We start from the raw sequence: 21,257 nt of genomic DNA, 5'->3' as shown, positions 1-21,257 counted from the left end.
TTTTCTGAATATCCACCAATTGATTGTGAGCAAAACTGGGAGGACACCTAAATAGATAACACAAAGAAAATAAATTAATTCTTCCATTTGTAAATAGCTTGATTGAAACAAATGTGACCAGTGGCATCACACTCAAAAATCAGTATATATATTAGAAATACAATAAATAATAAGCTTTATTGTATTTCTAATATCATGAATAAAATATTGAATAGTAGTAGCCACCTACATTATTTGTGTATTAAACACCTAATATACCGATAAATAGGGATTGGAACTCAGTGTCTTTATTACCAACTTTAATTTGAGATGAATTACGCTAGCCATAGGTTCTCCCTGTAATGGTTGCGTTATAACCACTTACTTAAAAGTTAATTATTGCACATAACTATAGGGGACAAAAAAACAACATTTATTATACACGTAGCGTTATACGCAATATTTACAGTCACTCCTTTGATTAATTAAAAATAAACCCTAATTTGTACCAAACAACATCAACACAACAACCTAATGTGATTCATACCATTTAAGTACTACAATCAAAATTTAACTACGCAAATCCTAATTGAATGGATTGAAGCGACCAAAGCCAATTTACTTTTTGGTAAAAGACTAACCGATCACCTCCACCTAATAGTGTTCGAACTCGCTCATTGGTCATGATACTGCCAATACTGATTAGAAAGACATTCTACTATTGCTAACAGCTATAGTTAGTACCTACTGATAGAAGACTGACTATAGCACAGATTACTTTCATGAATTTATAACTCTTTATATAAATCAATTAGCTATGAAAAAAACAGATATCGCCATCGTAGGGATTGGGTGTCACGTACCAGGACAAATCCATGGTCCCGATAGTTTTTGGGAGCAATTAACCAACGGCATCAATGGAATCACCGAAGTGCCCAAAGACCGATGGAGTCACGAGGAATTCTATGACCCTAATCCAGACAAGGCAGGAAAAATCAAAACCAACAAAGGTGGTTTTATAGAAGGAATAGATCAGTTTGACAATGAATTTTTTAAGATATTCCCCAAAGAAGCTGAAAGAATAGACCCACAACAGCGTCTACTACTCCAGACCACTTTCGAATCCATAGAGGACTCAGGAGACCGATTGGATCAATTCAAAGGCTCAAACACTGCGGTATTCATGAGTATGTTTACCAATGACTACTGGGATATGCAAGTAGACCAGAAAAGCAGATATGAAATTAGTCCTCACGTACCGATGGGGTCCTCTCTCACTGCGATCGCCAACAGAGTGTCCTATTTCTATGATCTAAAAGGCCCCAGCGTTTCGATCGATACTGCCTGCTCCGGCTCTCTCGTATCTATACATTTAGCATGTCAGGCGATATGGGATCAAACTGCCGACTCAGCTGTAGCTGGAGGTGTCAATATCATCATCAATCCTGAATCAACCATCATGATGTCCAAGGGCAATTTCTTGAGTCCTGATGGTCACTGCAAGTCCTTTGATGAAAAAGCCAATGGATATGTCCGAAGTGAAGGAGTAGGAGTTGTATACCTCAAACCAATAGACCAAGCCATTGCAGACAACAATAAAATATATGGCATAATCAAAAGTACTGCTTGCAACTCTGACGGGCATACTAGCGAAGGTTTCACTGTACCTAGCGAATCCTCGCAAACACGAATGCTTCGCAATGCATACGCTCTAGCAGGTGTAGACGTGGACAAACTCCAATATATAGAAGCGCACGGCACAGGCACCCCTGTAGGAGATCCTATCGAGACCAAGTCATTTGCCAATGTATTCAGTAAAAGAAGCGCAGAGCACCCGCTGATGATTGGATCTGTCAAAACGAACATCGGTCACTTAGAAGGCGCCGCAGGAGTAGCTGGTTTGATTAAGCTTGCACTTTCGATCAAAAACAAAAAAATACCTGGCAATCTCCATTTCAATAAAATCAATCCAAAAATAGATTTACAGAATTGGAAGCTTAAAGTCGTTAGTAAAAACACGGATTGGCCTGCACAACCCGATGGTAGCCCTCGCATAGGGGGAGTCAACTCATTTGGAGCAGGAGGCACTAATGCGCATTTGGTCCTTCAAGAATACATCCCATCGGATGATTCCCTAACTCAAACCAATATTGACACAGAAGAGAATCAATACCTCTTCCACACCAGTGCCGAAACGACCCTTTCATTGAACAACCTCCTACGTGAGTACAAAGACTACCTCTCAACGTCTAAAAACAGCCTGAGAGACATCTGCTACAACATAGGAAAACACCGGTCTGACCTCAAGCACCGCATCGCGATAGCGGGTAGTGACAAGGGTGATATCATCACCAAAATCGATGCGTACCTAGATGGAAACACACTCGCTGGTGTCGTAGTAGATGAAGTAGACACTCCTGCCCAAAAAATCGCATTCGTGTTCACTGGACAAGGTCCACAGTGGTATGCAATGGGACAAGAACTTATCGCTAACGAACCCCTTTTCAAATCCGTCATTCAAAAGATCGAAACCTATTTTCTAGAAATAGCAGGTTGGTCTTTGTTAGAGGAAATGAACAAGGATGAAGAAAACTCCAGAGTCAATGACACCCGAATCGCACAACCAGCCATCATGGCGATACAAATCGCACTGGTAGAACTTTGGAAAAAACATGGTGTCATACCAGAAGCAGTCGTAGGACACTCGATTGGCGAAGTAGCGGCAGCTTACACTGCTGGCTCACTAACCTTAGAGCAAGCGGTACAAGTGATCTTTCATCGAAGTAGAGGCCAACACGCCGCTACGGGCAAAGGGAAAATGCTAGCGGTCAGCCTCACGCAAAAAGAAGCCGAAGATGCCATTAAAAGTGTATCAGATGTAGTATCTATCGGAGCGGTCAACGGCCCAGCCATGACGGTGCTATCTGGAGATGAAGCACCACTGATCAAAATCGCCGAAGAGCTTGAGAAAAAGGATATTTTCAACAAGTTTCTAAGAGTAACAGTACCGTTTCATTCCCATCACATGGAGCCGCTCAAAGACGAACTCATCAGTTCTCTCGCCTCACTGAAACCGAGTCTATCCAAAACAGCACTTTATTCAACAGTGACAGGCCAAAAAGAAGATGGGTCACACCTAGTCAGCAAATACTGGTATGACAATGTTCGAGAACCTGTCTACTTCTCCAATGCACTAAGTGCTATGGTAGATGATGGATACGACCTATTTATCGAAATAGGTCCTCACCCCGCTCTGTCAGGCGGAGCTGAAGAACTATTTGAATCCAAAAACATCACCGCCTCTATCTTCCCTTCTATCAAAAGAAAGGAAAATGAGAAACTAAGGTTTCTTCAAACCTTAGGATCACTATATACCAAAGGCTTTGCTCTCAATTGGGATATGATATACCCTGAGTCAAAACAGGTTTTAGATCTCCCAAGATACCAATGGGACATGAAATCATTCTGGTATGAAAACCTAGAACACAAGGCCAGAAGAATAGGAAAAAAAACGCACCCTTTGTTGAATGGAAGTATACAGTCCGGAGCGCAAAAAGATCTTTTCAGCTTCGACTTGCTCCTAGACAGACGAGTAGATCCATACATCGATGATCATCGGGTGGATGATGTCATTATCTTCCCCGCGACGGGTCATTTGGAGATGGCTACTGCTGCTGCCAAAGAAGCCTTTGGTAGTGACTTTGGATTCCTAGAGGACGTGAATTTCGAAAACGCACTATTCCTGCCTGAGGATGGACATTTTCAAGAAGTCAAAATTGAAATGTACTCTGATGAAGAAAAATACTGGATACTCAGTCGGGATCGAAACAACCCCGACGCTGAATGGATCAAGCACTCTAACGGAAAAATGAACACCCTCGGAGATACTTTTAACTCCATGCCTGTAGATTTAGAAGCGATCAAAGAGAGAGTAAATGACCGACTCCCGGTACAACCCATGTATTTGGAATTGAAAAAAAGTGGGTTATTCTACGGCCCTACGTTCAAAGCCATCAAAAACATGTGGGTGATCGAGGGGGAGATTCTGAGTAAAGTAGAACTGCACGAGTCACTCAGCTACGGGATCGAGGACTACTACCTACATCCTTCTATTTTGGACGCATGTCTCCACACGATTTTCGCAGCGAAGATGAGTAATGATGACGAAGAACGTGGTGTCTACTTACCAGTACATATAGACAGATATAAACTCCACTCCAAGCCAACTACTCAAACGGTATTCAGCTATGTAAAAGTACATGAAAGCAGCTCCGAGTATCTCAAAGGTGATTTTTGGATCATTGATGAAGCAGGCGTTTTAATCGCTGAAATCCAAGGGTTAGATTGTAAATACATCGAAGGGTCAAGAAGCCAAGAAGGAGAAGTAGCTTATACGGGGTGCTACGAGTACGAGTGGATTCCAGTACCAGATACCCAATACAAATCAGCTAACAACGAGGTGCTATTCGTAGGGGAAGCCGACTGTAACACAAAAGCACTCGAAGAGCAGTTAGTGCAAAATGGATCAAAAATCACCCATGCGCCGATCAAGGATTTTTCTAATCGAGAAGAACTAAAAGCGGTCATGGTGCAAATCAAAAAAGACCATCCTACGCTAAATAGAATAGTGGTCACACTACCTCTATCTGCTAAAGGTCAAGCACTGGAGACAGGCATGAAAGACATGAGTTGGAAAACGCTCAATGTATTCAATGCCATCATAGAAGCAGAAATGCAATTATCTATATGGCTGCTCAACCAACAGGCAGATCTGGTAATCGCTTCAGATACAGAGATAGATTTATCTCAAGCCCCTTCTTATGGGCTGGGTCGGGTCATGTTCAACGAATACCCATTGGTGACGGTCAAAATCGCTGATCTGTCGAGCTTAGAGAACGAAAACGAAATAGCACATTTGGCAAAAATCATCTCCTCTACCTCCAACGGCGGTGAAGAGACTGATTATGCATTTCGTGATCAAGAAGTCCTAGTCAAAAGGCTACTCGCAATCGATAAATCCAAAGCACAGGAAGACGCCTCTATCAATCTACTCGCTTCTGGATCATACTATCAGACGATCTTGAGAGAAAAAGGCATCCTAGACTCTATTGGATTCAGACAAATAGCTCCGTTCCAATTGGGTGCTCATGATGTAGAAATCGATGTGAAAGCATCAGGGCTTAACTTTAAAGATGTCCTAAATCTAAACGGTCTACTGACTGAGGAAAGTGTAGCAGGTGGGCTAGTCGGGGCACAGCTCGGGCTAGAGTGTAGTGGTGTAGTTGCCCGTGTAGGCAAGTCCGTAACTCACCTCAAAATTGGAGACCCTGTATTGGCTTTTGCGCCAAATACATTCGCAGGAAAAGTCATCGCACCAGATCACTGTGTAGTTCCTAAACCCGAACACATTTCGTTCGAAGAGGCCGCTACGATCACTTTAGTATATTTGACAGCCTATCACTGTATGTTTAACCTCGGACAAATGGACGAAGGGGAACGTCTACTGATCCACTCGGCAACAGGTGGTGTAGGTATGGCAGCAGTAGCGCTGGCTCAGCACTTCGGTATAGAGATCTATGCAACCGCTGGCACCGAAGAAAAAAGAACGCTACTTCGTGAGATGGGCGTAACACACATCTACAACAGTCGTAGCACGGCATTTCACGATGAGATCATGCAAGACACCCACGGAGAAGGAGTCGATCTGGTACTGAACTCACTCAGTGGGAAAGCCATCATACAAAGTATCAAATGCCTACGTCCATTTGGACGATTTGTAGAGATCGGCAAAACGGACATCTACAACGACATGAGTTTGCATCTCAAAAGATTTGGTGACAACCTCAGTTACTTCGCAGTGGATATCGATCGCCTCATGGGACAAAAGCCTAAAAAGGCGAGTAAACTATTCGGGGATGTCATTCGACTGTTCGAAGACAAAGTACTGAAGCCACATCCATACAAGCAGTTTTCGATCAACGAAATCGGTGAAGCCATTGACTTCATAGCCAAAGGCAAACACATCGGCAAAGTCATCGTCTCTATGGACGGAGAGCATGTCAATGCCTTGCCCGCCGAAACACTGACCTTATCCGCTGACCACAGTTATTTGATCACTGGGGGTGCAAGTGGCTTTGGGCTAGAGTTGGCTAAATGGTTAGCCAACAAAGGCGCTAGGCATCTCGCGCTAGTGAGTCGAAGTGGACCAAAATCCGAATATGATCACAGCTGGATAGAAAAGCTCAGAGGAGATGGGATTAATATCATGATCGAAAATGTAAATCTATCATCTACCAACCAAGTAAATGATATGGTCTCAAGAGTGAACCAAACCGCACCACTAGCCGGTATCATACATGGTGCTGCAGTACTACAGGATTCGACGATTCAGCGAATGGATCAAGAGATATTCGACAGGGTATTTACCCCCAAAGCTATGGGAGCTTGGAACCTCCATCTCGCTACGACAAAAATGCAATTGGACTTCTTCTTGTCATTGTCGTCCATCTCTGCGGTATTTGGTCTACCGGGACAAGCCAACTATTCGTCTGCCAACAACTTCTTAGACAAATTAGTCAACTACCGAAAATCATTAGGCCTGCACGCGCAAAGCGTCAACCTAGGAGTACTCGGTCAGTATGCAGGGATGTCCAAAGAAGGTGGAAACGTCCTCAACGTATTGGAGAATCAAGGCTGGCTACCACTAACCATGAATCAGGTCACTAGCAAAATCGAACGGATATTACTCGAAGGTGATATCGTACGAATGGCCGCCAATATCGATTGGTTGAGATTCAGAGAGTTTTTCAGTCACTTGAGAAATGATGCCAAATTTAAGGATCTCCTTTCAGACGACACGTTGAAAGTAGGTTCGGCCAAAGCCGGCAATGACAGCTTGCGTGACAAGCTCATCCAAGCCAACGGAGAAGGAATCACACTGCTCACTGGGCACCTCAAAGAAGCACTTGCTAGAATACTCGGCACGACTCCTGACAAGCTGGACGAAAGCAAATCTGTATCAGCTATCGGTCTAGACTCTCTCATGATGAATCAACTGAGAAACTGGATTCTACAAAAACTAGAGTTCAACTATCCGCTCATGAAGCTATCCAAAGGGCCTAGTATCGTAGAAATATCCGCTCATATTTTGGAGAGTATCAAAACAGCTACTAGCGAAGTAGAACAAGATGAGTCGGGTATCACTTCAGAAAGCGATATTGAAGTGATCAACGAGTGGTTCGTGCACAAAAAGTCTGATGACAATGAGTCCCTTGGCAAAACCAAACTCTTCATGTTTCACTCCATGGGAGCTGGCGCATCGATGTTCAACGACTTCCTCTACGAGGCACCAGAAGGCACTGATGTCTACGCAGTACAACTACCAGGGCGCGAAAACAGAAAAGACGAACCGATCTATTCTGACTTTAGTCAGCTACTGTTAGATATAGAGACAGCTATGCTACCCCTGCTGGATGGATCGTTTGTAATCTACGGACACAGTTTTGGAGGAATAGTAGCCTTCGAGTTGACTCGTGCACTGCGCAACAAGCATGGCAAAGAGCCGCTGCACTTCTTTAGTTCAGCGACCATGGCACCACAGATGACCACCACTTGGAAAAATCGTGATGTCCTAAAACAATCAGCCATCTCCGCTAACTCGGAGCAAAAACTGATAGGACTGATGACCTACATCGATGATTTAGACTATGTCAAAAAGATCCTTCCGATTTTGAGGCTTGACATGGCTCTACTCGTGGACTATGACTATGCCGATGATGCGAAGTTCAACTGTCCGATCACTGTTTTCTCAGCGATTGAAGATGAAGTCACCTTGCCTGAGGAGATGGCTCCTTGGGAGGAGCATACGGCATCTGAGTTTAGACAAGAGCTCGTACATGGTGATCACTGGTTTGTGAGTCGAAACAAAGACTTCATTCGCCAGCAAATCACGCAGGACTTGAGTCTTTCATTGCAAGAGTAACAAAAAGAAGCCTGCACATTTCATCCGAAACCGTGCAGGCTATACTGTAAACCACTTCCTTCCCTCTATGACAGGAGAGAAGGAAGTTTTCAATCACATTAATCTGTCCTAGGGCTCTTTCTAATAATACATTAGAACAGAGCCCTTTTTACCAGCTATCTTTTTCATGATCAACCTCTCTCTACCAGAAGGTGTACATTCCTCATTTTCTGATTTATCACATACAACAGATGTACTATTCGAATCAGAAAAACATATTACTCAAGACTATGACCCCAAAAGACTTCAGGAATTTTGTAGCGGTAGGTATTGTGCACATCAGTGTCTAGACCGTTTAGACACCCGAAAACCAATACTAAAAACAAAAGAGGGAGTTCCTATCTGGCCCAAAGCAGTCACAGGCTCTATCAGTCACTCAACAAAGCTATCAGGTGCCATAGCTTCGTCTACCAAAACGATAGGTGGTATTGGCCTAGACATAGAAACCATAGGACGTATCTCCCCAGACATGTGGGCAATACTTTATACCAATAATGAAATTGATTTACTCAAGCGTACAGCTATGCCCGAAGTTGATTTTTTAAGCACGCTAATATTCTCTATGAAAGAAGCATTCTACAAAATGCAATTTCCGATCAGCGGACTCTTCATGGATTTTCAAGATTGCGAGATAACACTCCTAAACGAAAAATGTCATATCCAACCTCTCCTCAGTTTGTGTTCTCCACTCACTGACCCAGCTCAATATGACATTGGATACCTTAGACTAGAAACAGAGGTAATAACCTACGTACTGCTCCGCCCACTCGAAGAAATTAGGATCTCATAAAAAAGGTGTTGGTTCAAAATGTTTGCTATCAAGGCATACGAAAGGGAAAAAGCGGAGTTTCCTTTCGGAAATGAGCATCCTTCCGATCAACATGACGCTAAAAGCGGACAGTATGGACGAGACCCAATTAATCCGGCATGATGAACCAAAGCACTAGATATACTATCACCCCAGGAAACCCTATGGACATGATAGAAAGTAAAACATATGCTAATCTGACCAAGGTATGATCCCATCCTAAGTAGTCTGCTACTCCACCTAATACGCCTCCTAATACTCTATCGCTTGATTTTTTCAAAATACGTGTCATTTTGTAAGTGTTTTTAAAGTTAATAATGAATTGGCTGAGTAGCCCATGATATGACTGGCTAAATTCGAACTGCTACTTAACGAACGAGAAGGCGGCACTAACTTACCTGAACTATACTCCTCCAAACCTGTCCCTGTCGCATTGTATCCGATCACTACTGCTGCTAGGATGCCTAGCAGGATCAACAGGACTCGGTTTTTACGGATGTTAAGTTTGGTTATCATGGTCTCAGTGTTTATTTATTTTGAGTTTTGACCTTGATACTAAATTGACAAAGGTTATGCCAAAACACATAAAACACTGATAACCTAACAGTTACGCAAAAACCACTTTAACAACATGTCCAATAATGTACACTCCCCCCTCTAAAAGTGTCCGCTTTGATCAACCTGCGATTTCGGATAGCTCTAGCCAGCGCATCTCCTTTTCGTCGACCGTATCATTGATCGTCTGAATCTCCGAAGACCACTCAGTTAAGATCACATGATCGGACTCTCCAGAGTTCAAGAGTTCTTCCAGCTCAGCCTTTCTAGCATTTAGCTTGGCGATATCCTTCTCCAGCAGGCCAAACTCCTCTTTTTCGCTATAGGTCAACTTCCGCTTACCTTCTTGCTTTTGCGTGTTAGCAGGTTCAGGTGATGGAGTAATCGACGGCACTTTCTTGGCCGATTTCCCTGATTTTTTCTCATCCTGAATCTCCCTAAAGTCCGTATAGTTGCCCGGATAGTCCTGAATCTCATCCGTCTGATCAAACACAAACAAATGATCCACTAACCTATCCATGAAATAGCGATCATGCGACACCACCAACAGACAGCCAGGGAAGTTATCCAAATAATCCTCCAGTACGTTGAGCGTGACAATATCCAGATCATTGGTAGGCTCATCGAGGATCAAGAAGTTAGGATTGGCCATCAGTACCTTTAGCAACTGTAGGCGGCGCTTCTCCCCCCCACTCAGCTTCGACACCTGCGAGTATTGCGTTTTAGGAGGAAACAAAAATTGATTGAGTAGCTGAGAAGCGGTGATCTGACTCCCGTCATCTAGTTCTATCGCATCGGCGATCTCAGAGATCACATCGATGACCTTTTTGCCAGGGTCTTCTTCTATGGTATGCTGATGATAGTACCCAAAAGCGGTATTAAGCCCCTGATCAATCTCTCCAGTGTCTGGCGCTATTTCACCAGTAAGTACGTTTAGGAATGTAGATTTTCCAGTACCATTCTGACCAACGACCCCTATTTTTTCTCCACGGGCAAACACATGCGAAAACTTAGTAAAGATCGCTTCTCCTCCCCATGACTTTGAGATATTCTTTAGCTCCAGAATCTTCTTGCCCTGTCTACGTCCAGCCAATTTGATCTCCATATTAGCCTTACTCAAATCGACTTTTGCCTTCTTCTCCGTTTCGTAGAATGCATCCACGCGATACTTCGCTTTCGTCCCCCTTGCCTTAGGTTGTCGCCTCATCCAATCCAGCTCTTTGCTCAGGAGGTTCTTAGCCTTTGCTTTCTCAGCATGCTGGATTTCTTCCTGTTCGGATTTTTTCTCTAGGTAGTAGGCATAGTTCCCTTTATACTTGAATATCTGTCCACGGTCGATTTCGATGATCTCATTGCAGACACGATCGAGAAAGTACCTGTCGTGCGTCACCATCAGGATTGATAGATTTTGCGAAGCGAGGTACTCTTCGAGCCATTCGATGATATCTAGATCGAGGTGGTTAGTTGGCTCATCTAGGATGAGAAACTCAGGCTCGTCGAGCAGTGCCTTTGCTAGTGCGATACGCTTTTGCTGTCCTCCAGACATACTGGAGATGGTCTGGTTGAGGTCATTGATTCCTAGTTTGCCTAAAATCTCTTTGAGCTTATACTCATAGTCCCACGCATTCCTCTCATCTATCGCTGAGACGAGATCTTGCACCCGTAGCTGATCATCCATCGTAGGGTCTTCTTTCTCTACCAGATCCCAGTATTCTCCCAGCAGTCTGGATTCAGGATGTGTGGGATCAAAAATAGAATCCAATACAGTCTCAAAACCGCTCAAGTCGGGCGACTGAGCAAGATAGGATACTTTGATATCCTTTTGGAATGAAACGCGGCCTTCGTCTTGCTGATCCTTGCCCGCGATGATATTGAGCAACGTGGATTTACCACAGCCATTGACACCTACGAGCGCCACTTTCTGACCTTGGTCTATTCCGAAAGTGATCTCTTCGAATAGTTGCTTTTCGTTAAAACTCCGGGTTAATTTCTCTACGGATACGGCAATTGGAGGCATAGCTTACTTTTTAGAACTGTGATATGACCCCAACGAAGGCTCGTTGGGGAGGCAAATGTATGCTAAGTTCCGAACAGCACAACGTGTACTCCTGACTATATAGAGGGTAGATTTATCCTTTTTTCTTGAAGGCAGCCTCTGCAGCCAACTTGATTTCGTCTGCAGCACTAGAAAGATGGTTTTTGATCTCCACCCACTTGCCTTCGTTCTTTTCTTTAAACTCCGAATACTCTGTCTCTAAGTTCTCCTTTTTACTCTTCAGGTCGCGAATTTTATCTTCCACCTCATCTCGGATCTCATCTTTGGCTCCTCTAGCCTCTACGATCAAATCATCGATTCTTTTTCCCAGTTCCTTTAAAATTTTTTCTACTTGACCTTGGTGTTCTGCGCTCATAATACGGTTTTTAGATATTTTGATTAAATATAAAGACTAAGAAGGAGTTAATATAGTGAACTGGGATAGCATTCTCGGATTAGAAAGTTAATTTTGCGATTTCAAAATCAAAATCTCTTGTGATTTGAAGATTTCAAACAACACCCCATACATTATCGGCATCTGCGGCGGCAGTGCATCTGGCAAGACCAAGTTCCTCTGCGACCTTAGAAACTCATTTAGCGATGAGCAAATAAGTGTCCTGTCATTAGACAACTATTACCGTCCCTATGAAGAACAGTTCATCGACGAGAATGGCGTGGAAAATTTTGATATCCCTAGCTCGATTGACCTGATCGCGTTTGCCAAAGATTTGGAAAAGCTCAGAAACGGCGAAACCATCTCCAAACCAGAGTACACTTTCAACAATCCTAACATCATCCCAAAAGAGATCATCACCAAACCTGCGCCGATCATCTTGGTAGAGGGGATTTTCATTTTCCATCAAAAAGAAATCACTGATCAGCTAGACCTACGCATCTTCGTAGAAGCCAAGGCACATTTGATGATCAAGCGCCGGATCAAACGAGATGCTATCGAACGCAACTACGACATGGATGATGTGCTCTACCGATTCGAATATCACGTGATGCCTGCCTACGAAAAGTATATCCTGCCCCATCGGGACACCTCGGACATCGTCATCCCTAACAACGGCACCACCTTCGAAAAAGGACTAGCAGTCGTCAAAGCCCACTGTAAAAACACGCTCCCCTCTATCAACTAAACCTCGGCCAGAAGAAAATGAGGCAGCCGACAAGAAAAGGACAGCCTCTCGCCAAAAAACGTATGATAAAACTGATGCGATGAGCCGCTGCAACTTGCAGGAAGCTTTCGCACCCATGCGATGAGCCGCTGCAACCTGCAGGAAGCCGTCGCACCCATGCGATGAGTCACTGCAACCTGCAGGAAGCCATCGCGCCCATGCGATGAGTCCCAGCAATCTGCGGGAAGCTTTCGCACCGATACGGTGGCTCGCAGCAAATAGCCTGAAACAACTACAACGCTACTATTTCTTAAACAAAGGTCTACCGTATAGATCGAATGGCTCTGCATCTGTGATCTCCACATCCACAAAGTCACCAATGCGTAGATAGTTTTCGTCTGCCTGCACGAGGACTTCATTGTCCACATCTGGAGAGTCGTACTGGGTACGCCCGATGAAGTAGTCCCCATCCTTTCGGTCGATCAGTGTCTTGTGAACTTGTCCGATTTTCTTGAGATTCTTCTCTAGAGAGATTCCTTCTTGGAGCTCCATCAGCATGTCTACACGCTCGTTTTTGACCTCCTCAGGCACATCGTCATTCATCGTACCTGAGTGTGTGTCCTCCTCGTGCGAGTAAGCAAACACCCCAAGACGGTCAAACTGACTCCTCTCGACGAAGCGCATCATCTCTTCGAAATCCTCCTCGGTCTCACCCGGGTGTCCCGCGATCAGTGTCGTACGAATCGCAATATCTGGAATCTTGCTACGGACATCGTCTAGCAGTTTTTGTGTCTTTTCTCTATCCGTACCACGACGCATCAGTTTCAGAATCTTAGTCGAACCATGCTGTAGTGGGATATCGAGGTAGTTGCAGATGTTAGGCTTGGCCTTCATCACATCGAGTACATCCATCGGAAACCCCGTAGGGAAGGCATAATGCAGACGTATCCACTCCAGTCCCTCGACATCAGAGAGTCGCTCCATCAGTTCTGCCAGATTTCTTTTCTTATACAGATCCAAACCGTAATAGGTCGAATCTTGTGCAATCAACAAAATTTCCTTTGCGCCTTTACTCACGAGATTTTTGGCCTCCACGACCAGTTCCTCCATCGGTCGTGAGACGTGTTTGCCACGCATGATAGGGATGGCACAAAACGAGCACGGTCTATCACATCCTTCGGCGATTTTGAGGTGCGCATAGTGCGTATCAGAGGTCGAAATACGCTCGCCCAGCAGCTCGTGCTTATAGTCCGCCTTGAACTTGGCCAGCAGCCCCTTGAGATCCGTCGTCCCAAAATACTCATCTACATTAGGGATCTCTTTGCGCAGGTCGTCCTTGTAGCGGTGCGAGAGGCAACCCGTCACGAAGACCTTCTCGATATGCCCCTGCTCCTTTGCATCCACAAAATTGAGGATCGTCTCGATAGACTCTTGCTTGGCATTCTCGATGAACCCGCAGGTATTGATGATCACAGTCGTCGCATCATTCTTCTTCGACTCATGCACCGCATCGATATCATTGCCCTTCAACTGCGTCAAAATCACTTCCGAATCCACGATATTTTTCGCGCAACCGAGCGTCACGATATTGACCTTTTCTTTTCTTCTGCCTTTTGTTTTCAAAGTATCCCTCTTAGATGAACCGCAAAGTTAGCGCATCAGGCCATCAAAGTAGAATGGAGTGGTTTAAAGTTTGGGTATACCTTACCAACCCGTCATTCGCTGAAGCGACGGAGGAGCTATCAGCGAATGACTCACGGTATGCACTACACTAGCCAGCCCTACATCCTGCCAGACGAGGGGGATACCCCGATCTCACGTCGGGGTATGACGAAAGGGGGGGGGAGAGCGGGGTATGACGAAGGGGGGAAAGGGCGGGGCATGACGGATGGGAGAAGGGCCGGGCATGACGGATGGGAGAAGAGCGGGGTATGACGAAAAATGGAAAACCTGTCAGTTTTTAAGGAATCAAAACATAGAATTCTCTTCTCTCCCCCTCCACTATTAGCCAAAAGCTATCGTCAATCAGAAAATCGGTACTATTTTTGGAATGATTGCTTCAATCTATGAGAAACATCATCCTTACACTTACTATGCTATTGGTTTCCCTAGCGGGAAAATCACAGGTTGCGGATAGTCTACCCGCACTGCTCACCGATATGAACGTACAGATCGAGTCTACCGAAGGGATCAACTCGATGTACAATTTTGATTTCAAACGCGCCGATAGTCAGTTTCGCTGGATCAAAAGCAAGTACCCTTGGCATCCACTCCCGGATTTTCTACTCGGCCTCAGTCAGTGGTGGCGCATCATGCCCAACGTCCTCAACGAACAATATGACGAAGAATTCCTGTTTCACATGGATAGCGCCATCGTCAAGGCAGAGCAAATCTATGAGCGAGGTAGTATCATCGAAGGGTCGTTTATCCTGGCAGCCGCCTATGCCTTCAAGGGGCGACTCTATGCTGAGCGCAAAGACTGGGGCAAAGCAGCATCAGCAGCCAGTAGTGCCATGGGCTACCTCGAAGAGTGCCGTGGCAAAGAAGAATTCAGTCCCGAAATCCTATTCGGTGACGGCCTATACAACTACTACATCGAGTGGATTCCCGAGAACTACCCCATGCTGAAGCCCATCATTATGTTCTTCGAAGATGGAGACAAAAAACTAGGCATACAGCAGCTCAAAGACGCAGCAAACAACGCCTTCTACACACGCACCGAGGCACAGTACTTCCTCATGCGTATCCAAGCCAACGAGCTAAAGGATCAGCAAGCAGCTCTGTTCACCGCAGACTATCTACACAAAACCTATCCCAACAATGCCTACTTTGAGCGCTACTACGCCCGCATCCTGTACTCCAACGGTCAGTACCGTAGATGCCAACAAGTAGCCCACGACATCCTCCACAAAATCGACAGTGCATATCTAGGCTATGAAGCCAATAGCGGTCGCTATGCTGCTTTCTTTCTCGGAGAAGTATATAGTGCCAAAGGCGATTATGAGACTGCCAAAAAGTATTTTGAACTGAGTATAAAATATGGTGATGAAATCGGTGCGCAAGAAATGGGCTATTACATCTACTCCGTCCTCAACCTAGGCGAAATCGCCATGAAAGAAGGCAATGAGGATGAGGCCAAAGACTATTTTAAGCGAGTCAAAAAGCTATCCGACCGAGGTGACCGCTCCAACAAGCTCGCCAAGCGGTATCTTAAAGAGATGTAACCTTATTGATTTTAGATCCTAGATTTTAGACTCTAGAACCTAGACAAAACAAATGTCCTACCAACCTTCATTCTCTGAAGCGACGCAGGAGCTATCAGGGAATCTCCAGCGGTAAGTGCTGCGCAACTCATACAACCTGCTAGACGAAGGAGATACCCCGATCAAGTCGGGGAATGACGGTGACGGTGACAGTGGGACTAAACATCAAACAAAGACAGGAAATTAGCGGTATTGGATGCTACAGAGAACTGCTCTACGACGGTCTTTCTACCCTGAACGCCCATGTCTCGGCGTATTGACTCATTGAGTAGCAAGTCTCGTAAATATATCTCCCAGTCTGCCAATGTTTCACAATGATAGCCAGAAATGCCGTGTGCCACGATCTCTGCATTGACACCCACGGGAGTTACCAACACAGCCTTTTCGAGCGACATAAACTGCAGTGCTTTGAACCCGCACTTGCCCTTGGCCCACTCATCGACCTCTAGCGGCATCACACCTATATCGATGCGGTTGAGGTCTTGGATTTCCGTCTGGTCATTCCATGGGAGGAAAATAAAGTCCTCAATCTCAGAGACTGGCTTTTGATCCGCTATCACAACAAAGTCAAAGGCGATTTCTTGCCTTAGGCTATTGATGACCGGGGCGATAAGCTCCAGATACTTGAGTGTCGAATGCGTCCCTGTCCAACCGATCACAGGTCTGTCAGTAGACTTTTGCGGAGCGGGTACATGCCGACGCCCCGTATCCAGTGTCGTCGGGTTCACGACTACTCTATCACTGTACTGGCGGGCATAGCTAGCGAGGAACTCGTTACCCGCACTCACACGGTGGCTCCATCGACAGATTGTAGCAACTTTACTAGCCCACTTGAGCCTAGCAATGAGGCCATTGGCATCAGTGGTATTTTCCTTCCAGATCGCATCATCAAAATCGTAAATCACCTTCTTCTTCAGCACCCTTGCTAGTACCCATTCGAACACGGGAGGTCCCAAAGGAGCGGCTTCTCTGTGGATAAAAATAAAATCATAGCGACTCGCCTTGAGCAACATCCACTTTCGTCTAACAAAGCCCTTGACGATTCCTAGTATCTTTTGGAGTCCGTGACCGGGTAGATATAACACAGCCCAGGTCTTGTCATCGATAAAACTCTGACGATCTACCTGCACACCTTTTGCTTCCAAGAAAGGAATGTACTGCTCAAAGCGAAAACGCTGCGATCCAGCCGTGTCTTGCGGGTAGGGTGTAATGAAAAGGACTTTTTTGGTCATGAAGGGTCTTTGATCCAGTTGGGAGGCAAATTCTTATATATTTCGATCTCATCAAACTTTTGGCTAGATTTCACACCTTCTTTTTTTGCCCATTGTGCCATAGCGGCGATCCCCTCCGCGAGAGGCGTAGCTGTTGGCAGTTGATAGTAGCGAGCCAATTTGTCATGGCTACAGTGGGCATGTTTGACCTCCTTTCGTGCCTCTAAGAACCGAATCTCCTCTGACGACCCGAAAGCAGCCTGTATCTTCTCTGCCAACTCTAGTACGGTACAGGTCTCATCTGCCCCGATATTGAATACCTCCCCATACATATTGGTACGATGTGCTGCCTCGGCAATCACGGGAGCAACATCATCCACATGACTAAAAGCACGTGTCTGGCTGCCATCTCCATAGATCGTCAGTGGCTTCCTCTCCATGATTTGCTTCATAAAGATTCCGAGGACATTGCGGTAGGGATCGCCTAGATTCTGGCGTTCGCCATATACATTGTGCGGACGAAAGATCACATAGTCCTGCCCAAACATCTCCTTCGACACCTTCAGTTCCATCTCAAAGGCATATTTGGCTATCCCATAAGGATCCTCGGGACTAGGCACCAACTCCTCAGTCATTGGAGTAGGCTGTGTGCCATAAACCGCTATCGAAGAAGCGAAGACGAAGCACTTGACCTCATGTTTGATGGACTCGTTGAGGAGATTGACACTGCCTGTCAAGTTGTTTTGGTAATTGAATCGCTTGATGAAATGACTCAGTCCCTCCGCAGCATAAGCCGCCAAATGATAGACATAGTCAAAGTGATATGTATCAAAAAGGTCCGCCAACAAGACGTGATCCAAAATAGACCCCTGCACAAAGGTCGCCTGCCTAGGGACATTCGCCACGAAACCACCACTCAAGTCATCCAATACCACGACCTCATGCCCCATATCTATCAGCTGCTCGCTCACATGACTCCCAATAAACCCGGCTCCTCCGGTCACTAAACTCTTTGGCATACTTTTTTAAACATTTAGCACTTCCAATTCAGAATAAAGGCTATTAAAAAATTTCATCCCTCTTTTTTCAAAGCAAAACCCTGAGTTCAATTTCAACTTTCATTAAAATATTGTCTGAAATGCATCCTCCACACTTTGTCTTCAAGCCAGGCCTATCTGCGGGATGGTATAATAGACCTGCACGATTTATTACGGTCTCAGTTTCTAGCAAAAAACGCTTTGATTTTCGTGCAAATATAATCGACCTCCTCGTTTTCCAGTTCAGGAAAGATAGGGAGAGACAAAATCTCTTGACTCCATCGATGCGCCACGGAAAAGTCATCAGCGCTGTAATTACACGCTTGAAAAACAGGCAAAAAAGGCAGTGCCACGGGATAGTGAATATCGGTCTCTACACCCTGCTCCCGTAGATAGTCAGCCAAAGCATCACGTTTTTTACACCGGATCACATACTGATGATAGACGTGGTAGTTACCTACGCGCTCATGCGGCAGAGCCAGTCCACCTAGAGTACTCAACTGGTGACTGTATGTAGCAGCTATGGCTCTTCTCCGCTGATTCCAATGCTTAAGATGAGGCATTTTCGCTAAGAGAATCGCGGCTTGCAGTTCATCCATTCGGCTAGTCATCCCCGCCACCGTATGCTCGTGACGCTGAAGACCTCCTTGATTCGCTACCCGTCTACAACCCTCCGCCAGTTTAGCGTCACGGGTCAAGATCATCCCTGCATCTCCTAATGCACCTAAATTCTTCGTGGGATAGAAACTATAAACCACCGCATCCGAAAAAGTACCTGGAGCTTCCTGCTGTTGCAGTGCACCATGTGCCTGTGCAGCATCCTCCACGATCGCCACCCCCCTATCTTTACACAACTGACTCAGGGCAACCATATCTACCATCTGCCCATAGAGATGCACTGGCACCACAGCTTTGGTACCTGCAGTTATTTTGGCTTCTACCTTTTCCAAATTCATCAGATAATCGCTATCCACATCCACAAAAACAGGCTTAGCGCCCAATCGAGTCACACAGCTAGCCGTCGAGACCCACGACATGGCAGGGATCACCACTTCGTCACCAGCGGTCACACCCAGTGCCATCAATGCCACCGTTAGTGCATCCGTTCCATTACCGACTGCTATCCCGTGAGTCTGAGCATTCAACGCTCCCCAATCTTGCTCCAAAGCGCTGACCTTGTCCCCGTGCAAGAAGCGTCCTGACTGGATGACTTCTTGTATCGCTACATTGAGCTCGTCTGCTAGTGCGGTATTTTGTCGAGTCAGATCAAAAAAAGGAATATGCATGGTGTAAGGGTTAGTAGTGGTTTGGGATTTAATGCCGTTTAGTTAAGCCATTTTTAATCTGCCTAGGTTCGTGTCTCCACAAATCCCATCTGTATGATCGTGAGAACACGATCACGGGTGGCTATATTTGGTCTCTTCAAGCTTAACTAAATGGCATTGATAAAAGAGGTCAAAATTAAAACAATAGTTTGAAAGCTGTGGTCGCGGATATCTTTTCATCCGACACGGTTTCCATCAAAACACTATCCCAGAGGAACAAACCCAATGGCAAAGGTATTTAACCTCTCGCCTGACAGGATGCAAGGGCAGCACAGTGCTTACCGCCGGGGGATTCCCTGATAGCTCCTCCGTCGCTTCAGAGAATGGCGGATGAAGGGAGCGACGAGCAGGGTTTTAACCTACTTACTGATTTCCTCAATAATGACCAACTTAATTAAAGGGATCTGGTTTAAATGCGTTTGCCATGAAACAAACACTTCCAAATCCTCAGAAATCAAAGTAACTTCGACCCTCAGAAAACAAACAAAAACACCCTAGTAAGATAGCCAAACCTTGACGTTTCAGGATTTTTTCATAACGCCCCTATACCTCATCCTATTCCTCATAGGTGCCTACGTCATTCGTCCCTATGCAACCAACGCACAGACCAGTCCCTATTTCATTCCGGGGTTAGCCATCAAATTTGTAGGTGCCATAGCACTCGGCATGATCTATCAGTTCTACTATGGTGGCGGGGACACCTTTACCTACCACAGCCATGGCAGTCGCTGGATCTGGCAGGCATTCATGGATGATCCTGCCGTTGGGCTTGACCTATTGTTCCAAAAAGCAGGAGACTACAATGGCAAAACTTACCCTTACACCAGTAAAATGTGGATGTTTAGAGATGCTGCCTCTATGTTTATCATTCGTATGACTGCTGTCATTGACCTGTTTACGTTCCAGACCTACAGCGCAACAGCTCTCTTCTTTGCTGCTTTTGCTTTTAGTGGACATTGGGTCTTATTTAGCCTATTCCAAAAACTCTCTCCAGCACAAACGAAACAACTAGCGTATGCTACTTTATTTATCCCCTCTGTCGTTTTCTGGGGTTCGGGTATCCTCAAAGACAGCATTACCCTCGCAGCACTCTGCTGGATGACTTACATCGTACTTAGGATTAGCATCTTCAACCGGCTATCCTTGAGCAATATCTTGTTGTTTCTGCTCATGGGATGGGTCATCTATTCTATCAAAATCTATATTCTCCTCTGCTTTTTGGTCGGCGTATCGATCTTCCTCTATCTCCAGTACATCTCCAAGGTGCGTAGTTTTGTGGTGAAGCTGATGATCGCTCCTGTACTCATCACGGTGTTTATAGGAGGTGGCTACTTTGCCATGCAAAAAATCAGTGAGGATGACTCTCGCTACGCGCTCGACAAAATCGGAGAAACTGCCATGATCACGGCCTATGACATCCGCTATGGCTGGGGCGCTCGTCAGGGAGACAACTCTGGTTACACCCTCGGAGAACTAGATGGCAGCATAGGCAGCCTCATCAAACTCGCCCCTCAAGGCGTCATCGTGACGCTATTTCGTCCCTGGCCATGGGAAGTAAAAAACCCACTCATGTTATTATCAGCCATGGAGAGTTTAGGTTTTCTAATCCTGACCATTCGGCTGTTCTCCACTCAAAAATGGAGTATAATAATAAAGAAGCTAAACACCCCCATTATCCTTTTCTGTCTTAGTTTTGCCCTTATGTTTGCCTTTGCCGTAGGCGTAAGTACTTTTAATTTTGGCACTTTAATGAGATACAAAATCCCTGTAATGCCTTTTTATGGGCTGTTTTTGGTTTTATGTATTAAAAGACCGAATCATTTAACACCATAAGCAGAAACCCTGACAAAAAAACCATAATACTACCTACTCACAAAAAAGTCACTATTTTTAGGAGTAGCCT

The 21,257-nt window shown here is 45.3% G+C and carries 14 protein-coding genes; 6 read left to right on the top strand and 8 right to left on the bottom strand.

Features of this window, described 5'->3' with window-relative positions; genetic code table 11:
* Nucleotides 1-796 precede the first annotated feature (796 nt).
* Together BGP76_RS17420 and BGP76_RS17415 are read left to right on the top strand one after the other, a co-directional pair.
* The gene (locus tag BGP76_RS17420; protein WP_119845643.1) at nt 797-7,960 is read left to right on the top strand and encodes a type I polyketide synthase; all 7,164 of its coding nucleotides are present in this window, start codon (nt 797-799) and stop codon (nt 7,958-7,960) included.
* 166 nt (nt 7,961-8,126) lie between these two features.
* A complete protein-coding gene (locus BGP76_RS17415; protein ID WP_119845642.1) occupies nt 8,127-8,789 on the top strand; it encodes a 4'-phosphopantetheinyl transferase in 663 nt (220 codons plus the stop codon).
* A gap of 127 nt (nt 8,790-8,916) precedes the next feature.
* Here the strand turns inward: BGP76_RS17415 and BGP76_RS17410 are convergent, their stop codons facing one another.
* The 4 genes from BGP76_RS17410 to BGP76_RS17400 form a co-directional block, all read right to left on the bottom strand.
* Nucleotides 8,917-9,087 (bottom strand): PspC domain-containing protein, encoded by a 171-nt coding sequence (locus tag BGP76_RS17410; protein WP_245816882.1) that lies wholly within the window; start codon nt 9,085-9,087, stop codon nt 8,917-8,919.
* 8 nt (nt 9,088-9,095) lie between these two features.
* On the bottom strand, nt 9,096-9,323 hold the full coding sequence (locus BGP76_RS20185; protein WP_139281100.1) for a hypothetical protein: 228 nt from the start codon (nt 9,321-9,323) through the stop codon (nt 9,096-9,098).
* A gap of 160 nt (nt 9,324-9,483) precedes the next feature.
* On the bottom strand, nt 9,484-11,379 hold the full coding sequence (locus BGP76_RS17405) for an ABC-F family ATP-binding cassette domain-containing protein (RefSeq protein ID WP_073125199.1): 1,896 nt from the start codon (nt 11,377-11,379) through the stop codon (nt 9,484-9,486).
* A 112-nt stretch (nt 11,380-11,491) separates the two neighbouring features.
* Nucleotides 11,492-11,773: a hypothetical protein gene (locus BGP76_RS17400; RefSeq protein ID WP_073125200.1), complete on the bottom strand. Its 282-nt coding sequence runs from the start codon at nt 11,771-11,773 to the stop codon at nt 11,492-11,494.
* Between the two features lie 124 nt (nt 11,774-11,897).
* Between BGP76_RS17400 and BGP76_RS17395 the strand changes: the two genes are divergently transcribed.
* Nucleotides 11,898-12,539, top strand: a complete 642-nt coding sequence (locus tag BGP76_RS17395; protein WP_215976228.1) for a uridine kinase — start codon at nt 11,898-11,900, stop codon at nt 12,537-12,539.
* Nucleotides 12,540-12,821: 282 nt separating this feature from the next.
* Here the strand turns inward: BGP76_RS17395 and rimO are convergent, their stop codons facing one another.
* A complete protein-coding gene (rimO, locus tag BGP76_RS17390; RefSeq protein WP_119845641.1) occupies nt 12,822-14,141 on the bottom strand; it encodes a 30S ribosomal protein S12 methylthiotransferase RimO in 1,320 nt (439 codons plus the stop codon).
* Between the two features lie 14 nt (nt 14,142-14,155).
* Between rimO and BGP76_RS20350 the strand changes: the two genes are divergently transcribed.
* Complete coding sequence (locus BGP76_RS20350; RefSeq protein ID WP_158584321.1) at nt 14,156-14,293, top strand: hypothetical protein; 138 nt, start codon at nt 14,156-14,158, stop codon at nt 14,291-14,293.
* A 291-nt stretch (nt 14,294-14,584) separates the two neighbouring features.
* Nucleotides 14,585-15,742, top strand: coding sequence for a lipopolysaccharide assembly protein LapB (locus BGP76_RS17380; RefSeq protein WP_119845639.1), 1,158 nt, complete (start codon nt 14,585-14,587; stop codon nt 15,740-15,742).
* Between the two features lie 197 nt (nt 15,743-15,939).
* Here BGP76_RS17380 and BGP76_RS17375 read toward each other — a convergent pair whose 3' ends face one another.
* The 3 genes from BGP76_RS17375 to BGP76_RS17365 form a co-directional block, all read right to left on the bottom strand.
* Complete coding sequence (locus tag BGP76_RS17375; RefSeq protein ID WP_119845638.1) at nt 15,940-17,013, bottom strand: glycosyltransferase family 4 protein; 1,074 nt, start codon at nt 17,011-17,013, stop codon at nt 15,940-15,942.
* A complete protein-coding gene (locus BGP76_RS17370; RefSeq protein ID WP_119845637.1) occupies nt 17,010-18,011 on the bottom strand; it encodes an NAD(P)-dependent oxidoreductase in 1,002 nt (333 codons plus the stop codon). Before BGP76_RS17370 ends, BGP76_RS17375 begins: the two co-directional genes overlap by 4 nt.
* Before the next feature lie 197 nt (nt 18,012-18,208).
* Nucleotides 18,209-19,315, bottom strand: a complete 1,107-nt coding sequence (locus BGP76_RS17365) for a DegT/DnrJ/EryC1/StrS aminotransferase family protein (RefSeq protein WP_119845636.1) — start codon at nt 19,313-19,315, stop codon at nt 18,209-18,211.
* A 552-nt stretch (nt 19,316-19,867) separates the two neighbouring features.
* Between BGP76_RS17365 and BGP76_RS17360 the strand changes: the two genes are divergently transcribed.
* On the top strand, nt 19,868-21,187 hold the full coding sequence (locus BGP76_RS17360; RefSeq protein WP_119845635.1) for a hypothetical protein: 1,320 nt from the start codon (nt 19,868-19,870) through the stop codon (nt 21,185-21,187).
* The last annotated feature ends 70 nt before the right edge of the window (nt 21,188-21,257 follow it).

This window comes from Reichenbachiella sp. MSK19-1 (genome assembly GCF_003590315.1).
GTDB lineage: Bacteria > Bacteroidota > Bacteroidia > Cytophagales > Cyclobacteriaceae > Reichenbachiella > Reichenbachiella agariperforans.
The sequence above is the reverse complement of the archived record's forward strand: the minus strand, read 5'-3'. Positions and strand labels throughout refer to the sequence as shown.